Consider the following 20,547-nt stretch of genomic DNA (forward strand, 5'->3'; position numbering starts at 1 on the left):
CCTGACGACGGTCAGAGATATGACCAGTGGCTGGACTGGTGTCTCATCGCGAGACGGCTTTCGGTACCGCCGTACAAGTCCGCGTCCAGACAGTTAGCGCAACAGCAACCTGCTGGGTACGGTGTCCGGCAAGATGGGCAGTGATACCAGTGAGGAGGTTCACTGCCGAGCGGTGAGTACCACCCTGCATCAACCTGGATCCACGCGGTCCCGCCTGCGAAGCCTCACCCGGCTGGCTGGGCCGGGGCCCGTGCAAAGTTGCGGTCGCGGCGATCCCGCGCTCGAACCCGAGGAGTGCATGTGAGTGAGTCGGTGCCGGGCCTTGCCCCGGAAGTGTTCGCGCCCGTCGAGGCGCCGGTCAGTCCCTCCCAGGCCTCCGAGGAGGTCGAGTTCGTCCAGCTGCTGACGCCGGAAGGTGAGCGCGTCGAGCACCCGGACTACTCGTTCGACCTCGACGACGAGGCGATCAAGGGTTTCTACCGCGACATGGTCATGGTTCGCCGGATCGACACCGAGGCGACCGCGCTACAACGGCAGGGCGAGCTGGGCCTGTGGGCCTCGCTGCTGGGCCAGGAGGCCGCCCAGATCGGCTCCGGCCGCGCGCTGCACACCAACGACATGGTCTTCCCGACCTACCGCGAGCACGGCGTCGCCTGGTGCAAGGGCGTGAACCCGCTGAACCTGCTCGGCCTGTTCCGCGGCGTCGACCAGGGCGCCTGGGACCCGCGCGACAACAACTTCCACCTGTACACGATCGTGATCGGCGCCCAGACGCTGCACGCGACCGGGTACGCGATGGGTCAGCAGCGCGACCACGCGGTCGGCGACGAGAACGGCGAGGCGACGATCGCGTACTTCGGCGACGGCGCGTCCAGCCAGGGCGACGTGAACGAGGCCTTCATCTACGCCTCGGTCTTCAACGCGCCGGTGGTGTTCTTCTGCCAGAACAACCAGTGGGCCATCTCGGAGCCGATCGACCGGCAGACCCGGATCCCGCTGTACCAGCGCGCGGCCGGCTTCGGTTTCCCCGGCGTCCGCGTCGACGGCAACGACGTACTGGCGACGTACGCCGTCACCCAGCAGGCGCTCAAGCGCGCTCGTGAGGGCAGCGGCCCGACGCTGGTCGAGGCGTACACGTACCGGATGGGCGCCCACACCACCTCCGACGACCCGACGAAGTACCGGCTGTCGGAGGACCTGGAGTACTGGAAGCTGAAGGACCCGATCGAGCGCGTGAAGGCCTACCTGGCCCGCTCGATCGGCGTCGAGCACGAGTTCTTCGAGCAGATCGAGGCCGAGGCCGACCAGGTCGCCGCCACGCTGCGCGCGGGCTGCCTGGCGATGCCCGACCCGAAGATGACCGACTTCTTCGAGCACGCCTACGTGGAGAAGACCCCGCAACTGGCCGAGCAGCAGGCGCAGTACGACGCGTACGCGGCCTCTTTCGAAGGGGAGCGCTGAGATGACCAAGATCAGCCTGGGCAAGGGCATCAACCAGGGCCTGCGGGCCGCCATGGAGAAGGACCCGAAGGTCCTGATCATGGGTGAGGACATCGGCAAGCTCGGCGGGGTTTTCCGAGTGACCGAAGGACTGCAGAAGGACTTCGGCGAGGACCGGGTGATCGACACCCCGCTGGCCGAGTCCGGCATCATCGGCACCGCGGTCGGCCTGGCGCTGCGCGGCTACCGGCCGGTCTGCGAGATCCAGTTCGACGGGTTCGTCTTCCCGGCGTACGACCAGATCATCAACCAGGTCGCCAAGATGCACTACCGGTCGATGGGCAAGCTGAAGATGCCGATCGTGATCCGGATCCCGTTCGGCGGCGGCATCGGCGCGGTCGAGCACCACTCGGAGTCGCCGGAGACGCTGTTCGCGCACGTCCCGGGTCTCAAGGTGGTCGCGGCCGGCGACCCGGTCGACGCGTACTGGATGATCCAGCAGGCGATCGCGACCGACGACCCGGTGGTGTTCTTCGAGCCGAAGCGCCGGTACCACGAGAAGGCGGAGCTGGACGAGAGCGCCGGGGCGGCGTACCCGCTGTTCAAGGCGAAGGTGGTCCGCGAAGGCACCGACGCGACGCTGTTCTGCTACGGCCCGATGGTGAAGACCTGTCTGCAGGCGGCCGAGGCGGCGCTCGAGGACGGGCGCAACCTGGAGGTCGTCGACCTGCGCTCGATCGCGCCGCTGGACCTGGCGACGATCTTCGCGTCGGTCAAGAAGACCCGGCGCGCTGTCGTCGTGCACGAGGCGCCGTTGTCGCTCGGCCCGGGGTCGGAGGTCGCGGCGCGGGTGAGCGAGGAGTGCTTCTACCACCTCGAGGCGCCGGTACTGCGGGTCACCGGGTTCGACACCCCCTATCCGCCGTCGCGGATGGAAGAGGAGTACCTGCCCGACCTGGACCGGGTGCTCGACGCCGTCGACCGGGTGATGGGGTACTGATGGGCATCCAGCAGTTCCGCCTCCCGGATGTGGGAGAAGGCCTGGTCGAGGCCGAGATCGTCAGCTGGAAGGTCAAGGTCGGCGACACGGTCAAACTCAACGACACCGTCGTCGAGATCGAGACCGCCAAGTCCCTGGTCGAACTCCCGGTTCCGTTCGCCGGCGTCGTCGCCGAGCTCCTGGTACCGGAGGGCGAGACCGTCGACGTCGGTACGCCGATCATCTCCGTCCAGACCGAGGACGCAGGCAGCCCCGAAGACCTCGTCCCGTCCATCCCGGACGAAGACGCCATCGAACCCGGCAAGATCGGCGGCACCGCCCCCGGCGGCCGCACCGCCGTCCTGGTCGGCTACGGCCCCAAAACCACCGAAGCAAAACGCCGCCCCCGCAAGGGCGGAGCAGGCGGGCCGGCCGAAGGCCTGGCCATGCCGACCCCGGCGGCTCCGGCTCAGGTCACCGCTGTAGTAAACGAGCCGGTCGCACCCACCCCGGCCCCAATCCTGGCCGAGGTTGCCGGAGGCAACGAGGCGCGGGTGCATGTGCTGGCCAAGCCGCCGGTGCGGAAGCTTGCGAAGGATCTGGGGATTGATCTTGCGCAGGTGATCGCCACCGGGCCGGGTGGAGTGATTACCCGGGCTGATGTGGAGAACCACACCTCGGCTGCGCCGGCTCAGGTTGCTGTTGCTGCTCCTGTGGCGAGTGCGCAGGGGGACACCCGGATTCCGATCAAGGGTGTTGTGAAGGTGATGGCTCAGGCGATGGTGAGCAGTGCGTTCACCGCGCCGCACGTGACCGAGTGGATCACCGTCGACGTCAGCGCCACGATGGAGTTGGTGGAGCGGCTCAAGAAGGACAAGGTGTTCAAGGAGCTGCGGGTCTCGCCGTTGCTGATCGTCGCCAAGGCGGTCACCCTGGCGGCCCGGCGTACGCCGATCATCAACGCCACCTGGGACGAGGCCAACCAGGAGATCGTGATCAAGAGCGCGGTCAACCTCGGCATCGCCGCGGCCACCCCACGCGGATTGATCGTGCCGAACATCAAGTCGGCCGAATCGCTCACCCTGCCCGAGCTGTGCGGCGCCCTGAACGACCTGGTCGCCGTCGCCCGCGAGGGCAAGACCCAGCCGGCCGACCAGGTCGGCGGCTCGTTCACGATCACCAACGTCGGCGTCTTCGGCGTCGACGCCGGTACGCCGATCATCAACCCGGGCGAATCCGCGATCCTCGCCTTCGGCGCGGTCCGCAAACAGCCCTGGGTGGTCGACGACGAGATCGTCCCCCGCTGGATCACCACCCTGGCCCTCTCCTTCGACCACCGCCTCATCGACGGCGAAAAGGGCTCCACCTTCCTCGCCGACGTCGCGGCCATCCTCGAAGACCCGGCCCGCGCACTGATGTTCTGAGACAACAAAAAGGAGAGAGGGGATCCCGGGCGGGGGATCCCCTCTCTCTGTCTGTGCGGCCCTCAGGGGAGGGGGGTGGTTACCAGCGCTTGACGCCGTCCAGGGCGTCGACGATGCCTTGGCCGAAGAAGGCGTTGTTGGCGGTGGTGCCGGTGCAGCGGGCGTCGACTACGGCCGGGCAGGCCTGGTCGTCGGCGTCGGTGCGCAGGGCCTTCTCGATCTCGGCCGGCTTCAGCCACGGGCGGTTCGACTTGATCAGCGCGGCGACGCCGGTGACGTGCGGGGACGCCATCGAGGTACCGCTCTTCAGGCCGTACTTGCCACCGGGGATGGTGGACAGGATGCTGCTGCCCGGCGCGGCCACGTCGATCTTGTTCAGGCCGAAGTTGGAGAAGCCGCTGCGGTCCTTCGTCCGGGTGGTGCTGGCGACCGTGATGACACCGGGGAGCTCGGTCGGCAGGTCCAGGCAGTCGTTGTTGATCGTCCTGGTCACCGGGGTGGTGTCGTTCGGGCTGCCCGAGTCGGTGGTCTTGTTCGCCAGGTCGTAGTTCGAGTTGCCGGCGGCCGCGACCGAGAGGACGCCCTTGCCGGTCGCGAACGCGACCGCCCGGCGGACCGCCTCCTGGACCGCGCCCTGGTCGCCGTCGTCGTTGCACCAGAACTCGAACGGGTCGATGAAGTAGCTGTGGTTGGTGACGTCCATCTTGTGCTCGGCGGCCCAGACCCAGCCACAGATCGCGTACTCCGGGTAGATGAAGCCGTCGTCGTTCACGACCTTCACCGACGCGATCCGGACGCCCGGGGCGACACCGACGATGCCGACGCCGTTGCGGGCGGCGGCGACGGTGCCGGCCACGTGGGTGCCGTGGTCGCTGGTGGTCGGCCGCCACGCGCCGGGCGTGGTGTCCGGCACACCGTTGTTGTTGCAGCTCACCGAGTCGGCGGCGTCGAAGTTGGGCGCCAGGTCCGGGTGCGTGTCATCCACACCGGAGTCGTTGATGCCGACCAGCACGCGGGTGGTGCCGTCGGACTGCTGGTGGGCCTGGTCCGCCTTGATCTGGACCATGTCCCACTGCTCGCCCTCGCGCGGGTCGAGCGCCGGGGCGGACTCGCCGGCCAGCAGACCCTTGGTGGCGGCGGGCTTGGCGGCCGAGCCGACCGGGCCCTCCTTGACGGCGGCCGTACGGGTCGCGCCGACGGTCTGGACGCTCTTGCCGTTCTTGCCGAGCTTCACGTCGGTACGGAAGTTCGGGTTGGTCGACTGGGCGATCACCACGCCGAGGTCCTCGTACGACTGGACGACGGTGCCGCCGGCCGCCTTGATCGCCTCTTCGGTGCGGTCGACGTGGATCGCGACCGGCTTGGTGTTCACCACGTAGTTCATCAGGATCCCCGGCTCGGCCGCGGCAGCGCCGGATCCGGTCACCGAGACAGGGGTGGCGTGGGCGGCGGCGGTGCCGGCGCCGGCGAAGGCCAGGGCCACCACGGCCAGGCCGGCGCTCAGCCGACGGGTACGCGAGCGTGCGGACAAGTCAATCTCCTCATCGGGCGATCTGGACGGGAACGCTGGCCGAACTCTAGAACGCTTCCCGCCGCAACGCTCGCAACTGTCCACAAGACAGGGGAAACCCTGCATCCCCGGGCACCCTGTCCACAACACCCCACATCTGTGGACCAACCTGTGGATAACTCGGCAACGCCGCGGCATGGACGGAAGAAATCAAGTGCTTGCGCTGTTGCGTGTAACATAGATACAACAGAGATACGTGACGTGAGGGGTGTTGTGGGTAGCGGGGTGCCCGGCGATGAGCCGGTGAGCGGGTTGGTGTTGGGTGACGAGACGACCGAGATCGCACGGATAGTCGCGGACGCGGCGCCGGGGGTGGAGAAGATCCCCGCGGCGGAGCGCGTCTACGCATATGTGAAGGCAGCGATCCTCGACCGGGTCTACCCGGGTAACGAGCTGCTGACCGAGGGGGAGCTGGCCACCGCGGTCGGGGTTTCCCGTACTCCGGTCCGCGAGGCGCTGCTCCGGCTGGAGGAATCCGGCCTGGTGAAGCTGTACCCGAAGAAGGGCGCGCTCGTCCTGCCGGTACTGGCCCAGGAGGTCAACGACGTCCTGGAAGCGCGCGAGCTGATCGAGACGCATGCCGCGGCGAAGGTCTGGCCGCGCCGCAAGCAGCTGGTCGACAAGCTGGTCCCGCTGGTCCAGGAGATGCGCACGCACCGCAAGGCCGGTGACGCGAAGGCCTTCCTGGTCGCCGACCGGGTCTTCCACGAGGCGATCGTCGGTGCCGCGGGCAACGAGATCCTGGCCAAGCTCTACAACAGCCTGCGCGACCGGCAGGTCCGGATGGGCGTGCCCGGGATCGAGATGCAGCCGGCCCGGATGGACAAGTCCATCGCCGCGCACCAGGAGATGATCGACGCGCTCGGCGGCAACAGCGCCAAGCGCTTCCGCGAGCTCGTCATCGACCACATCCACGTCGCCGCGACGGATCTGCGGGGCGGGCAGTGACCGAACTCCTCTTCCCCCTGGGCGGTCGGCGAGCCTGGGCGGTGTGGGCCACTGCTGTCTTCACCTACCTGGTGACCGTGCTGCACCGCGGCTCGATGAGCGTGGCCGGTCTGCAAGCGGCCGAGCGCTTCCACATCTCCGCCTCCGCACTGGCGAGCTTCACCGTCGTCCAGCTGACCGTGTACGCCGCGATGCAGGTGCCGGTCGGCATCCTGCTGGACCGGTACGGCTCCAAGCGACTGCTGATCGCCGCCTCGGGTCTCCTGTTCGCGGCGCAGTCGGCGTTCAGCCTGGTCGACTCCTACCCGGCGGCGCTCGCTGCCCGCGCGGTGCTCGGTGTCGGTGACGCACTGGTCTTCATCAGCGTGCTGCGCGTCGTGATGTCGTGGTTCCCCGCGCTCAAGCAGCCGGTGATGTCGCAGGTGACCGGCATGCTCGGTGGCCTCGGGGCGATCGTCTCGACGGTGCCGATGGCCGCCGCCTTCCACGCGTTCGGCTGGACGCCCACCTTCGCCGGCGCGAGCCTCCTCAGCCTGGTGGCCGGCCTGGCCGTCCTGTTCCTGCTCAAGGACAGCCCGTACGACGTATCGCCACACCGCACCAAGCAGCCCCTCTCCCTGGTACGCCGGAACCTCCGCCGCGCCTGGCGTGAGCCCGGCACCCGTCTCGGCCTCTGGACGCACTTCACCACCAGCTTCTCGGGTGGCACGTTCGGCCTGCTCTGGGGCTACCCCTTCCTGGTCCAAGGACAGGGCGTCGCACCTACGACGGCAGCGGCGATGCTGATCCTGCCCGTGCTGGCCGGGTTCTGTTACGGCCCGCTGGTCGGCCGGTACGCCGCGAAGTTCCCGTTCTACCGTTCCTGGATCGTGCTGGCCGTGATCGCGGGTTCGGTGCTGATGTGGACCATCGTGCTCGCCTGGCCCGGCCGGGCCCCGATGCCGGTACTGCTCCTGCTGATCGTCGTCCAGGCAGCCGGCGGTCCTGGGTCGATGCTGGGCCTGGACTACGCCCGGACCTTCAACCCGACGACCCGCTTCGGCGCGGCCAACGGCATGGTCAACACCGGCGGCTTCATCGCCATGCTGATCTGTATCGGCATGGTCGGCATCCTGCTCGACGCCTCGTCGGGCGGTGCCCCGCAGACCCTCGGCGACTTCAAGACCGCGCTGGCGTTCCAGTACGTGCTGTGGACGATCGGCACCATCCAGATCCTCCGCTACCGCCGCCGAGCGCGCGCGACGCTGGCCCGCTACAACCCAGACGTCTACGAAGCGCTCCGCGCCAACCAGATCGTCCCGTTGAAGGCCGACACCGCAGAGCTCACCAAGGTCAGCTGACCGCGACAGGCAACGGGCCCGGAGCGAACAATCGCTCCGGGCCCGTTCCGCGGGGCAGCGTCAGCCGCGGATGTCCTCGACCGAGGTGGCCAGGTTGCGGTACCGCGCCTCGATGTTGCCCTTGGCACCGGTCAGGATGAGCGTCAGGCCACCGCGGTAGTTGGCGTCGTTGTACAGACCCCACTCGCTGCCGCGGCGGTTCCAGATGCTCTCGATGTTGTTGTTCATCCCCCGCGGCCCGGACGTGTCGGCGAGGTTCGGGTCGCCGGCGTCGTTGAAGTAGGCCATCACGCCGCTACCGTTCGTGCCGGTGAAGACGCAGAAGCGGTTGGCGGGGCAGCGCGCGTAGCCGGTGGCGGCCTGGGCCGGGATCGTGCCGAGGGCTACGACCGAGGCGACCGCGGCGGTCACTGCGAGTGTTCTGGTGAGTCGCAACTCAGGAACTCCTGTTCAGGGTGGGCGTCCGAGCGAAGTTACACGGCGCGCAGGTCAGCGGCTGGCACGCGCTGTCATGGGCTCTCAGCCCAGTGCCAGGGGCCTGTCAGCGGGTGAGTGCACGGTGGTTCCAGTAGCACTCATCTGGGAGGAACCGATGTCCACCGATACCAACGTCGCCATCTCGGCCGAGGGTCTGGTCAAGAAATATGGCAGTACTACCGCGCTGGATGGCGTGGACCTGACGGTGCCGACCGGCACTGTGCTCGGGGTCCTCGGGCCGAACGGCGCGGGCAAGACCACTGCGGTCCGGATTCTAGGGACGCTGCTGCGGCCGGACGCCGGGCATGCGACCGTCGGCGGGTTCGACGTCATCCGGCAGGCGCCGCGAGTTCGCGAGATCATCGGGCTGACCGGGCAGTACGCCTCGGTTGACGAGGACATGTCCGGGCGCCGCAACCTGGTGATGATCGGCCGGCTGCTCGGGCTGCCGCGGGCTCAGGCCAAGGCGCGGGCGAACGAGCTGCTGGACCGTTTCGAGCTGTCCGACGCAGGTGATCGGATCGCCAAGACGTACTCCGGTGGTATGCGCCGCCGTCTCGACCTGGCCGCGAGCCTGGTCGGCAACCCGAGCATCCTGTACCTGGACGAGCCGACCACCGGCCTCGACCCGCACGCTCGCAACGGGGTGTGGGACACCATCCGCAACCTGGTGCTCGACGGTACGACGGTGCTGCTGACTACGCAGTACCTGGAAGAGGCCGACGCGCTGGCCGACTCGCTGCTGGTGTTCGACAAGGGCCGGGTGGTCGCTGAGGGCCGGCCGGCCGAGCTCAAGGCGCAGGCGGGCAAGCAGTCGCTCGACGTACGGCCTGCTGAGCCGGGTCACCTCGAGCGAGTCGCCGCGATCGTCTCCGAATCCGTCGGTACCCGGCCGACCGTCGATGTGGTGAACGCGCTCGTCAGCGTGCCCGTCTCGGACGGTACGTCGATGCCGGTGGTGGTCCGCCGGCTCGACGAGGCCGGGATCGCCGTCACCGAACTGTCCCTGCGACTGCCGAGCCTGGACGAGGTCTTCCTCGCGCTGACCGGGCACGCCGCCGAAGAATCGCCCGCCGACGTCCTGGAAGGAGCGGTCCGATGAGTACCGCGACACTCGAAGTACCCGCCCATGCGGCCCGCCGGTCCAAGCCGTTCGCCTGGGTCGAGCAGAGCCTGACGCTGGCCTGGCGCAACATCGTCCGGATCCGGCAGAACCCCGAAGCGCTTGCCGACGTGACGTTCCAGCCGATCATCTTCCTCCTGCTGTTCCTGTTCGTCTTCGGTGGCGCGGTCGTCGCGAAGACCGGCGGCACCTGGCACGACTACCTGCCGACGTTGCTGCCCGGCGTGATGGTGCAGTCGGTGGTGTTCTCGACGATGGGCACCGGCGTCGGGCTGAACGACGACTTCGCCAAGGGCGTCTTCGACCGGTTCCGCAGCCTGCCGATCTCGCGGATCTCGCCGCTGGTCGGTGCGGTCCTCGGCGACACGATCCGGTACCTGACCTCGGTCGTGATCTTGATGGCGACCGGTTTCGCCCTCGGCTTCCGGTTCGAGAACGGCATCCTGTACGGCGTACTCGCCTGTCTGCTGGTGCTCACCTTCGCACTGGCGCTGTGCTGGGTGTGGGTCTGGCTCGGGCTGACGATGAAGACGGCCCAGGGTGTCCAGGGCGTCGCGTTCCTGGTGATGTTCCCGCTGACCTTCGGCAGCAACGTCTTCGTCGACGCGAGCACGTTGCCGCATTTCATGCAGTCGTGGGTGAAGATCAACCCGATCACCTACCTGGTCGACGCGATGCGCGGCCTGATGCTCGGCGGCGACATCCAGAAGCCCCTGCTGATCACCTTCGCCTTCATGGCCGGAGTAGTCGCGGTCTTCGCCCCCCTCGCCCTCCGCGCCTACCGCCGACGGGTCTGAGCCAACTGAAACCGCGCCGGGTGGGGCAGGCGCCCCCGCCCGAAGCCCTTCGCTTCGCTCGGGCGCGCCGAGCCTTCGCTTCGCGCCGGGCCTTCGCTTCGCGCCGGGCCTTCGCTTCGCTCGGGTGGCTGAGCCTTCGCTTGGCTAGGCCGAGCTTGCTCGGCTGCTTAGCAGGTTGTGGGGGCCTTGAAGCCTGCGAAGCGGGCGGATAGGTAGGCGACCGCTGCGGGGCCGCCGGTTACTGCCAGGACGTTGTGTTCGCTGGCGTAGTCGGTGTACATGGTGACCTTCGTGCCTTTGGCGCACCAAGCGTCGTTGAGGGATTTTCCGACCGCCCAGGGGATCAGCTCGTCGAACTTCGAGTGGTAGAGGTAGACGGGGGCTTTCGGGGCGTTGGTGCCCATCTTGTTGGTGGTGAGGACTTGCTGGGCGATGGGCTCGGCCAGGGGGTCGGGGGAATCGCTGTACTGCTTGACGCTCTGGAAGGCGTAGAGGGCCTCTTCGGTGACGCAGAGGTCGTCCATTGCCGCGATCAGTTGTTTGCCTTTGGCATTGAAGATCGTGAGAAGTTCTGGGTATTCGCGGCTGACCCCGATCGCCGCCGCGAGGAACAGGCCGGCGAACGGGCCGCCGTCCATCTGGCGTCCGGCCGCCGCCAGGTCGGCCGGAGTGCCACCGGAGGCTACGCCGACCAGGTTCAGTTCGGGGGCGTAGGCGGGTTGGAGCTCAGCGGCCCAGCCGGTGGCGAGGCCGCCGCCGGAGTAGCCCCAGATGCCTACCTTGGTCGTCGGGGTCAGGCCGGCTTCGGGTGAGGCCAGGGTGGCGCGGATGCCGTCCAGTACTGCGTGGCCCTCCATTCGGCCGGCGCCGTACGCGTCTCGTGGGCCCTGGTAGTCGGTCACCACCACGGCCCAGCCCTTCGCGACTCCTAGGGCCAGCAGGGGCAGCTCCTTCTCCAGACCGGTTCGTAGCGTGTACGACGGGTTGCACTGGTCGCCGAGTGAGTCGGTGGCCGGCTGGTACGACAGCAACGGTCGCTGACCCAGGTACGGGGTGAGGGGCACGATCACTGTGGAGATGACGGTCACCGGCCGGTCTTTGGCGTCGGTACTCCGGGATTGCAGCTGGAACGCCTTGACAGGCAAGGGAACCCCGAGCCCGGTCACCGTCACGGACCGCTTCTTCAGCACCGTACCGGGTGCCTTCGACTCGTACCCCGGGGCCGGCTGGTAGAACGCATCCTGGTCAGGCTCAGCGATCGCGGAGGCCGAGGCCGATGGCGCGGCGGTCGCGAGTAGGCCGAGAGCGACGGCGAGAGCGACGAGTGTTCTGCGATGACCGTTCATGCGGTGTCCTTACCTTGGAGGTGGGGGCGGTAGACCTTGCCGGTCGCGGTGCGCGGGAGCTCATCGAGGAAAACGACCTCGCGGGGCACTTTGTAACGCGCCAGGTTGTCCCTGACGTGATTGCGGATCGCGTCGCTGTCGAGGGTTGAGCCGTCGGCCAGTACGACGTACAGCCGCAGGCGCTGGCCGAACTCCTCGTCAGGGACGCCGAGCGAGGCGACCTCGGCAACCCCGGGCATCGCCTCGACCAGGTTCTCGACCTCGATCGGGAAGACGTTCTCGCCTCCGGACACGATCATGTCGTCGTCGCGCCCGTCCACGAACAGCCGTCCGCCGGCGTCGAGATGGCCGAGGTCGCCGGTGCTCAGCAGTCCGTCGATGCTGTCCTTGTGGCCGCCGCCGGAGTAGCCGGCGAAGCTGAGCCCGTTGCCGACGAAGATCCGCCCGGTCATGCCGGGGTGCTCGATCGGACGGTCGGCCTCGTCGTACAGGCGGACCTGGCAGCCGACGGGCGGGAGGCCCGCAGTACCGGGCGCTGCTTGCCAATCTGCAGGCATTGCGACGGTGGCGACAGCGCACTCGGTCGAGCCGTAGAGGTTGTGCAGTACCGGACCGAACGCGGCCATCGTCCGGTTGCCCAGATCTGTTGGCAGCAAGGCGCCCGCGCTCATGATGACCCGCAGCGAGCTGGTGTCGTAGCGCTCCGGCCCGGCCGCCAGAATCCTCTGCAGCATGGTCGGTACGACGATCAGCGCGGTGGCCCGATGCCGTTCGATCCCTTCGAGCGTCGCGGTCGCGTCGAAGCGCCGGCGGAGCACGATCGTCGAACCGAGCGCGAGCGTCATGATGAACTGCGTCAGGCCGGTGCCATGGAACGTGGGGGCCGCGATGAAGACGGTGTCGCCGCGGCGCAACGGCACCCGGTCGAGGAACTGCGCGGCCATCAACGGCGACCGGACCTGCCGGGGCGCGCCTTTCGGCGTACCGGTCGTGCCACCGGTCAGCAGCACCATGCCGGCCTGCCGGCGAGGCAGCTTCAGTGGGCCGTCATCGTGTGCGGCGATCATCGCCTCGAGATCGCTGGAGGTGCCCCAGGCAACAAACCGGAGCACCTCGGCCGGCACCAAGGACAGCAGGTCGCCGAACTCCTCGTCGTGGACGAGCGCCGAAACCCCTTCCCTGCGGGCGACATCGGCCAGCTGGACCCGGCTGAAACCCGTGTTCAGCAAGACCAGGCGGACACCGAGCTTGCCGCAGGCAATCATCGCGTCGACGACCCGGCGATGATCCCGGCAGAGCACGCCGATCACCTGGCCCGGTTCGACCCCCGCTGCCGTCCAGCCGCGGGCCAAGGCGTTCGCGCGCCGGTCCAGCTCGCCATAGCTGAGCTCGCCGAGTTCGTCGATCAGAGCGAGGTCGCCAGGATCCCGCCGGGCGGCGATGTGGGCGGCACCTGCAATCGGTCCCAGTCGCCGCATCGCCAACGAGGTGGTGGTTGTGAGAACCGGGCGGCTCAGATCGAGCAGCCCGGCGGCGCGAAGGACTCGCACCGCACGCAGTTTGTCGGCTGACCTCATGGGGCGGCTCCGAGCTTTAAGCGAAAAGCGGTCTTTTCACATGAAAACTGGTCAGTAATGTAGGACCGATCTGGCTAAGATGGCAAGAGTTCACGCACGGGGTATCGACAAGAGGTGCAATGAGCGAACCCTCCGAACGCCGCTACTCCGGTCGCTCCGTCGAGGAGTGGAAGGCGGCGCGACGGGAACGTCTGCTGGACGCCGCGCTGGAGCTGTTCGGGACCGACGGCTACCCCGCGACCTCGGTGGAACGGCTGTGTGCGCAGGCGAAAGTGTCGACCCGGCACTTCTACCACGAGTTCCAGAACAAGGAAGCCGTGCTGCTCGCGGTGCATGCCCAGGTGATCGAGCTGGCGGTCCGCAGTACCGGTGAGGCGCTCGCGGCGACCGCCGACGCGCCGGTCCGGGAGCGGATCGTGGCGGCTGTCGACGGCTATCTGCGAACCATCATGGCCGACCTGCGCCGGGCCCGGATCTCGTTCGTCGAGGTGGTCGGCGCGAGTCCGGCGGTGGAGGAGCAGCGGATCGCCTTCCGCGAGTTGCTGATCTCCAGCGTGGTCGGCGTCGGCGAGGTCGCGGTGTCGCGCAACGAGCTGACCCGCAAGGACTTCCGCTTCCTCGGCCTGTGCTTCATCGGCGCGGTCAACACGGTCGTCTACGACTGGATGCTGACCGAGCCACGCCCGCCGGAGAAGCAGGTCCAGACCGCGCTGCGCGACCTGGCCGTCTCACTCATGCTCGGCTGATCCGCCCGTCCGCAACGAGCCCGTCGGTCCGGCGCCGGTCCGGATCGAGCCGCTGGCGCGGGCCGGATCGTCGGCTCGGCCGATGAGCAGCCCGGCCAGCCCGGCGGTGGTCTCCGGCAGGTCGAGTCGCTTGCGGAGCTCACTGCACGCGTCCTCGCGTCCCAGCGCGGCACCTGCCTCGTACGCCGTCTCGTAGCGCTCGTCGCCAAGCTCCGCGCGCAACCGCTCGACGGTCAGGCGTACGTCGGAGTCGGGGATGCTCCGCATTCCGCGCAGACTCACGGCGATGCCGATCGTCCGGGCAGCCAGCTCGTACTCCCCGGCCAGCACCTCCACGTCGGCGGCCGCCTCGACGATGCCGGAGGCCAGCGGCATGTCCTCGGTGTTGAGTGCGAGCCCGACAGCCTGCCTGCTGTAGTCGCGCGCAACGTCCAACTCGCCGCGGGCGACAGCCACCCGGCCGAGCTGAGCGAGGATCATCGCCTGACCGTGCGGCGCGACCCGTTCGGCCACCAGATCGAGCATCGCGTACGCCCGATCCGCGAGGTCCTTGGCGTCGTCCAACTGGCCTTCGCGGCGGGCCAGCGTGCTGAACCCCATCAGCGCGATCGCTTGCCCGCCACGGCTTCCGTGCTCCTCGGCGAGTTGCAGCGACCGGGTCAGGTCGGCCCGCGCGCCGTAGAGGTCGCCCAGCTCGGCCCGGCTCTGCGCGCACTGGGCCAGGAGTTGCGCGACGCCTTCGGTGGTACCGAGCTCGTCGACCAGCCGCAGTGCCTCGGTGAGCGACTCCAGCGCGTCTGCGTGGTCGCCCCGGCCGGCCTGGTGACTCGACAGTCCGCGCAGCGCCAAGGACGTTCCCCACCGGTCGCCAAGGGCGCGGAAGCCGTCCAGCGCGGTGGCGAGGTCGACGGCCATCTCCTCGACCTGGCCCTCGTTCTCGCGGAACATCGCGGTCATCATCACGGCCATGTTCCGGACCCAGGGATCCTCGTTGTGGCTGGCCTCTTCGAGTTCGCGGAAGCAGGTCGCCTTGTCCCTGCGGACCATCGCCCAGACGGCGTTGGTGAACCGGCCGATCCCCGACTCCGCGACCACCCGGTGTCGGCGGCTCAGTAGCCGCACCTCGGCCAGGCCGCGGATCGCGCCGCCGTACGAGGCGGACGGATCCTCGCCGTTCGAGAGGGTGCCGAGCGCGTACATCATCAGCGTGGTCGCGCGGATCAGCGGATGGGTCGGACCCTTGAGTTCGAGCGCGGCCTCGAACCAGGTGACGGCCTCGGTCGGGCGGCCGCGCATGTTCCAGTACTCACCGAGCACCGAGACGAGGTCGAGTGCTGTCTGCGCGTCGCCGGCGTCGACCGCCGTACGGAGTGCGTCGAGCAGGTTCTCGTTGTCGGCGTCGAAGCGGGCGATCCACTGCAGTTGCTCGCCGGTGTGCAGCTTGGGCCGGGCTTGCCGGAGTAGCTCGCTGAAGTACGCGGTGTGTGCCTCGCGGACCTGCGCGGACTCGCCGGATGCGGTGAGCTGCTCGGTGCCGTATGCCTTCACCGTCTCGAGCATCCGGTAGCGAACCGACCTGTCGTCGGCAGCTGCTTCGACTAGCGACTTGTCGACCAACGACGCCAGTACTCCGAGGACTGCTTCCGGTGGTAGGCCTGGGCCGCTGCAGACGCGTTCGGCGGCTTCGAGCGTGGCGCCGCCGGAGAAGAGGGACAGCCGTCGCGCTACTGCCTGCTCGTCGGCGTCGAGCAGGTCCCAACTCCACTCCACGACCGCGCGCAGTGTCTGGTGGCGAGGGAGCGCGGTCCGGGAACCGCTTGTGAGCAAGCGGAATCGGTCGTTGAGCCGGTCGACGATCTGCAGCGGGGTGAGCGCGCGCAGTCTCGCTGCTGCCAGTTCGATCGCCAGTGGCATGCCGTCGAGGCGGCGGCAGATCTCCGCGATCGCCTGCCGGTTCGTGCTGGTGACGGCGAAGTCCGGGCGGACCGCGCGGGCTCGGTCCACGAACAGCTGGATCGACGGGTACGTGTCGTCGGTACTGTCGATCGGCGGCAGCCCGAGGGGGCCGACCGGATGAAGGTGTTCGCCGGGAATGCTCAGCGGCTCGCGGCTGGTGGTGAGCACGCGAAGCCGGGGGCAGGCGGCAAGGAGGGAGTCGACCAGATCGGCGACCTCCTGGACGAGATGCTCGCAGTTGTCGAGGACGAGCAGGACGCGCCGGTCGGCGACCACCTCGACGAGTCGCTGGGTGGCCGCGCGGCTGCTCGGGAAATGCTTCGGCGCGAGGCCCATCTGCATGCTGTCGACGTACTCGCTGGCACCGAGTGTGCCGAGGATCGCTGGCGCTACATCGGCAGCATCAGCGAGCGGGGCCAGCTCGACAAACCAGATGCCGTCGCCGGTCTGCTCGACCAGCGACCGCCCGGTCTCGGTGGCCAACCGGGTCTTGCCGGCGCCGCCAGGGCCGACCATGGTGACGAGTCGCGTGCCGTTGCTGAGCAGGCGAGCGAGCTCGGCCACATCACCGGCCCGGCCGACGAAGCTGGTCATCGGGGCTCGCAGGTTGCTCCGCGGCGCCGACGGCTGAGCAGCCGGTACTACGGGAGTCGTGGCGACCGGGTCGATCGCGTCTCCGCGGAGTACCGACACGTGGAGCTCGCGGAGTCGAGCGCCCGGGTCTGCGCCGAGTTCGTCGGCCAGGGTTGAGCGGACTCGCTCGTACGCGGCTAGTGCTTCGGCTTGGCGGCCATCGGCGTACAGGGCTCTGATCAGGAGCTCGTGGACGCGTTCGCGGAGTGGGTGGGTGGCGGTGAGTCGCTCGAGCTCGGCAGTGACCTCACGGGCGTTGCCGCTGGCGATGGCGGCCTCGGCGAGGTCCTCGGAGGCGCCCAGCTTCAGCTCTTCGAGACGGTCGGCCTCGATCGCCGCGAACGGTAGGTCACGGAAATCTGCCAGGGCGTCACCACGCCAGAGCCGCTCGGCTTGGGTGAGCAGGGCCTTGGCCTGGCTGGGATCCGTGGTGAGTAGCTCGCGGCCCCGGCGTACCAGCTCCTCGAAGTGCAGTGCGTCGACGGACTCCGGCGAGATGGTCAGGGTGTAGCCGGCCGGGCCGGACTGGACCGAGATGCTCGACTCGGTTGCGGGCAGGCCGGCACGCAGTCGCGAGACCAGCGACTGCAGGGCGTTCGCGCTGGGCGCCTCGGTGCCCCACAGGCCGTCGACCAAGGTGTCGATGCCGACCGGGCGTCCCGCGCTCAGCGCGAGCCTGGCCAGCAGGCCGCGCAGGCGGACTCCGCGGACGTCCAGCGGAGATCCGTCGGCCGCCCACATGGCGAGAGGACCGAGCACCGCTATGCGCACCCCACCAGCCTCCCACACGTGCCCGTTCAGACCCCTGTCTTTTGTCACATCCGAAAGAGCCCCTCGATGGCTTAATGTCGGCTGGTGACCGAGATCTCCGCTCAGACCCAGTCCGCGCTCAGCCGGATCGTCGCCGAACGCCAGGCCAAGGGGCGGGTGCCCGGGCTCGTCGGGGCCGTCGCCCGTGATGGCGGGCTGGCCTGGTCCGAAGGGGTCGGCTCGGCCGACCTGGACCGGCCGGGGGCCGCGCCGACCGCCGATACGCAGTACCTGATCGCCTCGCACAGCAAGACCTTCACCGCGGTGACGATCATGGCGCTGCGCGACGAGGGCAAGCTCACCCTGGACGACCAGCTCGACCAACTGCTGCCCGAAACCAAGCACGGCGGTATCACGGTGCGGCAGATGCTCAGCCACTCCAGCGGTATGCAGCGCGAACCCGTCGGCGACGTCTGGGACACGATGGCGTTCCCGAACCGCGACGAGCTGCTGACCGGCTGGAACGAATCCGAGCGGATCGGCAAGCCGCACCACCGGTTCCACTACTCGAACCTGGTCTACTCGCTGCTCGGTGAGGTGATCGAGCGGCTCGAGGGACGCAGCTGGTACGACTCGGTCAAGGCGCGCATCCTGCAGCCGCTGGAGATGAGCCGGACGACGGTCGGGTTCGACGGCGGCCCGGCGGCTCAGGGGTACTACGTGCCGCCGTGGAGCGACGTACCGGTGAAGGAGCCGGTGCTCGACATCGGCGCGATGAATGCGTGCGGCGGTCTCGCGAGTACCGCCGCGGACCTGGCGAAGTGGGCGTCGTTCATCGCCGACCCGGTGGACTCGGTGCTGTCCGCGGACACCGTCGAGGAGATGTGCCAGCCGCAGATCATGGTCGACGAGCGCTGGGTGCTCGGCTTCGGCCTCGGCTTCATGCTCCTCCGCCTCGGCAACCGCGTCACCGTCGGCCACACCGGCGGCATGCCCGGCCACATCACCGGCACCTTCGTCCACCGCCCGTCCGGCACCGCCGGCATCGCCCTGATGAACACCACCTCGGCCCCCGACCCCGCTGCCCTGGCCACCGACCTAGCGCTCAAGGTCCTGGAAACCGACCCCGCGAAGCCCACCCCCTGGACCCCCGGCACCACCATCCCCGAAGACCTCACCACCGTCCTCGGCACCTGGTACTCCGAAGGAAGCCCCTTCGTCTTCTCGGTCGTCGGAGGCACCCTGCAAGCAGTTGCCCAGGGCGCCCCCGACTGGAAGCCGCCGGCCATCTTCGAGAAGCTCTCCGAAGACGTCTACCGCACCGTCTCTGGTCGAGAAGCAGGCGAACTTCTCCGCATCACCCGAGACGACAACGGCACTCCCACCACCCTCCACTGGGCCACCTACCTGTGCACCCGCCAGCCCATCGCCTTCGGAGAGCAGGTCTGAGGTTCGTCGGCTGGCGTGGTTGCGGTTGCTGGGCACCAGGGGCTGTGTTGCGTGGTTGCTCAGCACCAGGGACTGTGGTGGGCGGGCTCCCGCCGCGTGAGTGGCCTAGTCGATTCAGCGCGCGTCAAGAGCGCTGCGCGTCCCTTCGGGATCGAACAAGTTCGACTCTTGACCCGCACCGTCTCGACCAGGGAAAGACGCAGCTAACGGGATCCCGCGCAGGAGTCTGAGCCAGAGGGGCGCTTCGGCCAAGGTCGGTCGTGCCCCCGGGACGACGTTCGGCAAGGCGGGTCGTGCCCCCGGGATGACGTTCGGCATGGCGGGTCGTGTCGCGGGTGACGTTGGGCAAGGCGGGTCGTGTTGCGGGTGACGTTGGGCAAGCGGGTCGTGTTGCGGGTGACGTTGGGCAAGGCGGGTCGTGTTGCGGGGTGCTGTCGGCCGGGCTGGCCGGTTCGTTGCGGGGGTTAACCCCGCAGATGGTGGGTTGCCTCCTCAGATTCTGGCGAGGCAACCCACCATCTCAGGGGTCAACCCCCGAGATGGAGTCCATTGAGACGTTGAGCGCGGAGACCGGCTCCCCGGATTGGTTGCTGAGGGCAACGAGCGAGTGTCGGTGCATACCTAAGTCGGTGGGGAATCGCTTACCCCCGGCGTGTCGGGGTGGTTCGCTGGGGTTGTGCGTGCGTGGCTGTCCGGGTGGTGCTGTCGGTTGCGGGGCGACAGGCGTGCTGGTGGAGTTGGTGTTGTCGCGCGGCGACGAACCCGGCGCGAACGGGCTGATCCGGGTTGATCTGGGCTCGTCCGGGGCCGATTGGGGGCTGGCTGGCGGGTTGTTCGCCCGCTGGCGACCTGTAGACCGTCAGTGGCCGAAGAAACGGCGTTCGCTAGCAGGTTTTGTACGGCTGGCGTGATGCTTCACGCCAGTGGCTCCAAAACCTGCCACTGGCCACCCCCACCCAGCGCGCTCGGCCGGGTCGACGGGTGCCAGCCCGTGGTGGACCACCCCACGGGGCCAGTTGTGCTCGTCCCGGGCCTCAATGCGGGTCCGCCTGGCCTTGGTGGTAGGACACTCAAGCAGCCCGGCGACGCGATCCACAGTCACTTGCCGACAGCAACCACCCGTCCACTCCAGCCTCACCCGGTTGCCGTCAACTTGGTGAGGGTCTTCACCAGGGCTGGGGTGGAGACGGGGGCGAAGAAGGTTTCGTCGACGGCTTCTACCGCGGTGATGGCTCTTTGGGCGAGCTCGATGCCGGCGGGCGTCGGGGCGAGCGTCTTGGCGCGGGCGTCGGTGGGGGAGATCTCTCGGGTCAGGAGTCCCTTGTTTTCCAGGGTTTTCAGGACTTGGGAGGTCATTTTGATGTCGGTGCCGGCCTGCCGAGCCAGGTCTTGTTGGTTGGGGGTGTGGCCCTCGTTGGTGAGCCACCAGGTGCAGGCCAGGAGGACGAATTGGACGTGGGTCAGGTCTAGTGGGGCCAGGGCGGCTGTGACTGCGCGTTGCCAGGTGTGGGTTACGTGCCAGAGGAGGAAGCCGGGGCTTTCGGCGGGGCCGCCGGGGTAGCGGGTCATGTGAGGGTGGAGGCGTGGGCGATCAGGCCGGCCATTGCTTCGGGGAAGTCTTCGGTGATCATCGGGCCCAGTTCGGGGCCTAGCTGGTCCGCGTCGGGGCCGGTGATTTCCAGGCGGTGGACGACTCGGGTCACCCCCTCGGTGGGGGTGGAGAGGGTGTGGGTGAAGCGGAGGGTGGCGCCGTTGAAGGTGGTTTCGTCCGCGTAGCGCTCGCCTTCGGTGATCTCGGTGATCGTGGATTCGATCGGGTCCTGGCCGGCCGGTGTCATCAGGACCCGGCTGCCTACGGTGAAGGGGCCGTCCAGTTCGATGGCTTCCATCGAGGTGTCCCAGACGGTCCAGCTGTCGATGTCGGACAGGGCCTTCCAGAGTTGGGCGCGCGGTACGGCGGTGTCGGCGGTGTGTTCGTGTTCCCACATGGTG

16 protein-coding genes are annotated in these 20,547 nt (G+C 68.5%); 9 read left to right on the forward strand and 7 right to left on the reverse strand.

All coding sequences use genetic code 11. The annotated features are described in order from the left end of the window. The first annotated feature begins 300 nt into the window (after positions 1–300). The 3 genes from pdhA to ABD768_RS22965 are packed head-to-tail and all read left to right on the forward strand — an operon-like array spanning position 301 to position 3,843. Positions 301–1,461 carry a pyruvate dehydrogenase (acetyl-transferring) E1 component subunit alpha gene (pdhA, locus tag ABD768_RS22955; protein WP_343981858.1) on the forward strand — a complete coding sequence of 387 codons (1,161 nt, stop codon included), beginning with the start codon at positions 301–303 and terminating at the stop codon, positions 1,459–1,461. Position 1,462: 1 nt separating this feature from the next. Further along, the gene (locus ABD768_RS22960) at positions 1,463–2,440 is read left to right on the forward strand and encodes an alpha-ketoacid dehydrogenase subunit beta (protein WP_343981855.1); all 978 of its coding nucleotides are present in this window, start codon (positions 1,463–1,465) and stop codon (positions 2,438–2,440) included. Further along, complete coding sequence (locus tag ABD768_RS22965) at positions 2,440–3,843, forward strand: dihydrolipoamide acetyltransferase family protein (protein WP_344843794.1); 1,404 nt, start codon at positions 2,440–2,442, stop codon at positions 3,841–3,843. The genes ABD768_RS22960 and ABD768_RS22965 overlap by 1 nt, the downstream gene beginning before the upstream one ends. A 79-nt stretch (positions 3,844–3,922) precedes the next feature. Here the strand turns inward: ABD768_RS22965 and ABD768_RS22970 are convergent, their stop codons facing one another. Further along, complete coding sequence (locus ABD768_RS22970; protein ID WP_343981849.1) at positions 3,923–5,374, reverse strand: S8 family peptidase; 1,452 nt, start codon at positions 5,372–5,374, stop codon at positions 3,923–3,925. A 240-nt stretch (positions 5,375–5,614) separates the two neighbouring features. On the opposite strand from ABD768_RS22970, the gene ABD768_RS22975 reads away from it, so the two are divergent. Together ABD768_RS22975 and ABD768_RS22980 are read left to right on the forward strand one after the other, a co-directional pair. Then, on the forward strand, positions 5,615–6,361 hold the full coding sequence (locus tag ABD768_RS22975) for a GntR family transcriptional regulator (protein ID WP_343981846.1): 747 nt from the start codon (positions 5,615–5,617) through the stop codon (positions 6,359–6,361). Continuing rightward, positions 6,358–7,701, forward strand: coding sequence for an MFS transporter (locus ABD768_RS22980; RefSeq protein WP_343981843.1), 1,344 nt, complete (start codon positions 6,358–6,360; stop codon positions 7,699–7,701). The genes ABD768_RS22975 and ABD768_RS22980 overlap by 4 nt, the downstream gene beginning before the upstream one ends. A gap of 60 nt (positions 7,702–7,761) precedes the next feature. On the opposite strand, the gene ABD768_RS22985 is transcribed toward ABD768_RS22980, so the two are convergent. After that, a complete protein-coding gene (locus ABD768_RS22985; RefSeq protein WP_343981840.1) occupies positions 7,762–8,136 on the reverse strand; it encodes a peptidase inhibitor family I36 protein in 375 nt (124 codons plus the stop codon). A 157-nt stretch (positions 8,137–8,293) separates the two neighbouring features. On the opposite strand from ABD768_RS22985, the gene ABD768_RS22990 reads away from it, so the two are divergent. Together ABD768_RS22990 and ABD768_RS22995 are read left to right on the forward strand one after the other, a co-directional pair. Next, positions 8,294–9,280 carry an ATP-binding cassette domain-containing protein gene (locus ABD768_RS22990; RefSeq protein ID WP_343981837.1) on the forward strand — a complete coding sequence of 329 codons (987 nt, stop codon included), beginning with the start codon at positions 8,294–8,296 and terminating at the stop codon, positions 9,278–9,280. Next, complete coding sequence (locus ABD768_RS22995) at positions 9,277–10,098, forward strand: ABC transporter permease (protein WP_343981834.1); 822 nt, start codon at positions 9,277–9,279, stop codon at positions 10,096–10,098. The genes ABD768_RS22990 and ABD768_RS22995 overlap by 4 nt, the downstream gene beginning before the upstream one ends. 167 nt (positions 10,099–10,265) lie before the next feature. Here the strand turns inward: ABD768_RS22995 and ABD768_RS23000 are convergent, their stop codons facing one another. Beyond that, the gene (locus ABD768_RS23000; protein ID WP_344843800.1) at positions 10,266–11,444 is read right to left on the reverse strand and encodes a lipase family protein; all 1,179 of its coding nucleotides are present in this window, start codon (positions 11,442–11,444) and stop codon (positions 10,266–10,268) included. Next, the gene (locus tag ABD768_RS23005) at positions 11,441–12,994 is read right to left on the reverse strand and encodes an AMP-binding protein (protein WP_344843802.1); all 1,554 of its coding nucleotides are present in this window, start codon (positions 12,992–12,994) and stop codon (positions 11,441–11,443) included. Before ABD768_RS23005 ends, ABD768_RS23000 begins: the two co-directional genes overlap by 4 nt. A gap of 146 nt (positions 12,995–13,140) precedes the next feature. Here ABD768_RS23005 and ABD768_RS23010 point away from each other — a divergent pair, with 146 nt between their 5' ends. Next, on the forward strand, positions 13,141–13,767 hold the full coding sequence (locus ABD768_RS23010; RefSeq protein WP_344843805.1) for a TetR/AcrR family transcriptional regulator: 627 nt from the start codon (positions 13,141–13,143) through the stop codon (positions 13,765–13,767). Here ABD768_RS23010 and ABD768_RS23015 read toward each other — a convergent pair. Then, positions 13,750–17,127, reverse strand: coding sequence for an ATP-binding protein (locus ABD768_RS23015; RefSeq protein WP_344843808.1), 3,378 nt, complete (start codon positions 17,125–17,127; stop codon positions 13,750–13,752). The two genes, ABD768_RS23010 and ABD768_RS23015, sit on opposite strands and share 18 nt — an antisense overlap. An 84-nt stretch (positions 17,128–17,211) precedes the next feature. Here ABD768_RS23015 and ABD768_RS23020 point away from each other — a divergent pair, with 84 nt between their 5' ends. After that, complete coding sequence (locus tag ABD768_RS23020; RefSeq protein WP_344843811.1) at positions 17,212–18,555, forward strand: serine hydrolase domain-containing protein; 1,344 nt, start codon at positions 17,212–17,214, stop codon at positions 18,553–18,555. Between the two features lie 1,134 nt (positions 18,556–19,689). Here the strand turns inward: ABD768_RS23020 and ABD768_RS23025 are convergent. Further along, positions 19,690–20,124: a MarR family winged helix-turn-helix transcriptional regulator gene (locus tag ABD768_RS23025; protein WP_344843816.1), complete on the reverse strand. Its 435-nt coding sequence runs from the start codon at positions 20,122–20,124 to the stop codon at positions 19,690–19,692. Beyond that, complete coding sequence (locus ABD768_RS23030) at positions 20,121–20,543, reverse strand: SRPBCC family protein (protein WP_344843819.1); 423 nt, start codon at positions 20,541–20,543, stop codon at positions 20,121–20,123. Before ABD768_RS23030 ends, ABD768_RS23025 begins: the two co-directional genes overlap by 4 nt. Positions 20,544–20,547 lie beyond the last annotated feature (4 nt).

It is taken from the genome of Kribbella ginsengisoli (assembly GCF_039537185.1).
In the GTDB taxonomy this organism is placed as follows: domain Bacteria; phylum Actinomycetota; class Actinomycetes; order Propionibacteriales; family Kribbellaceae; genus Kribbella; species Kribbella koreensis.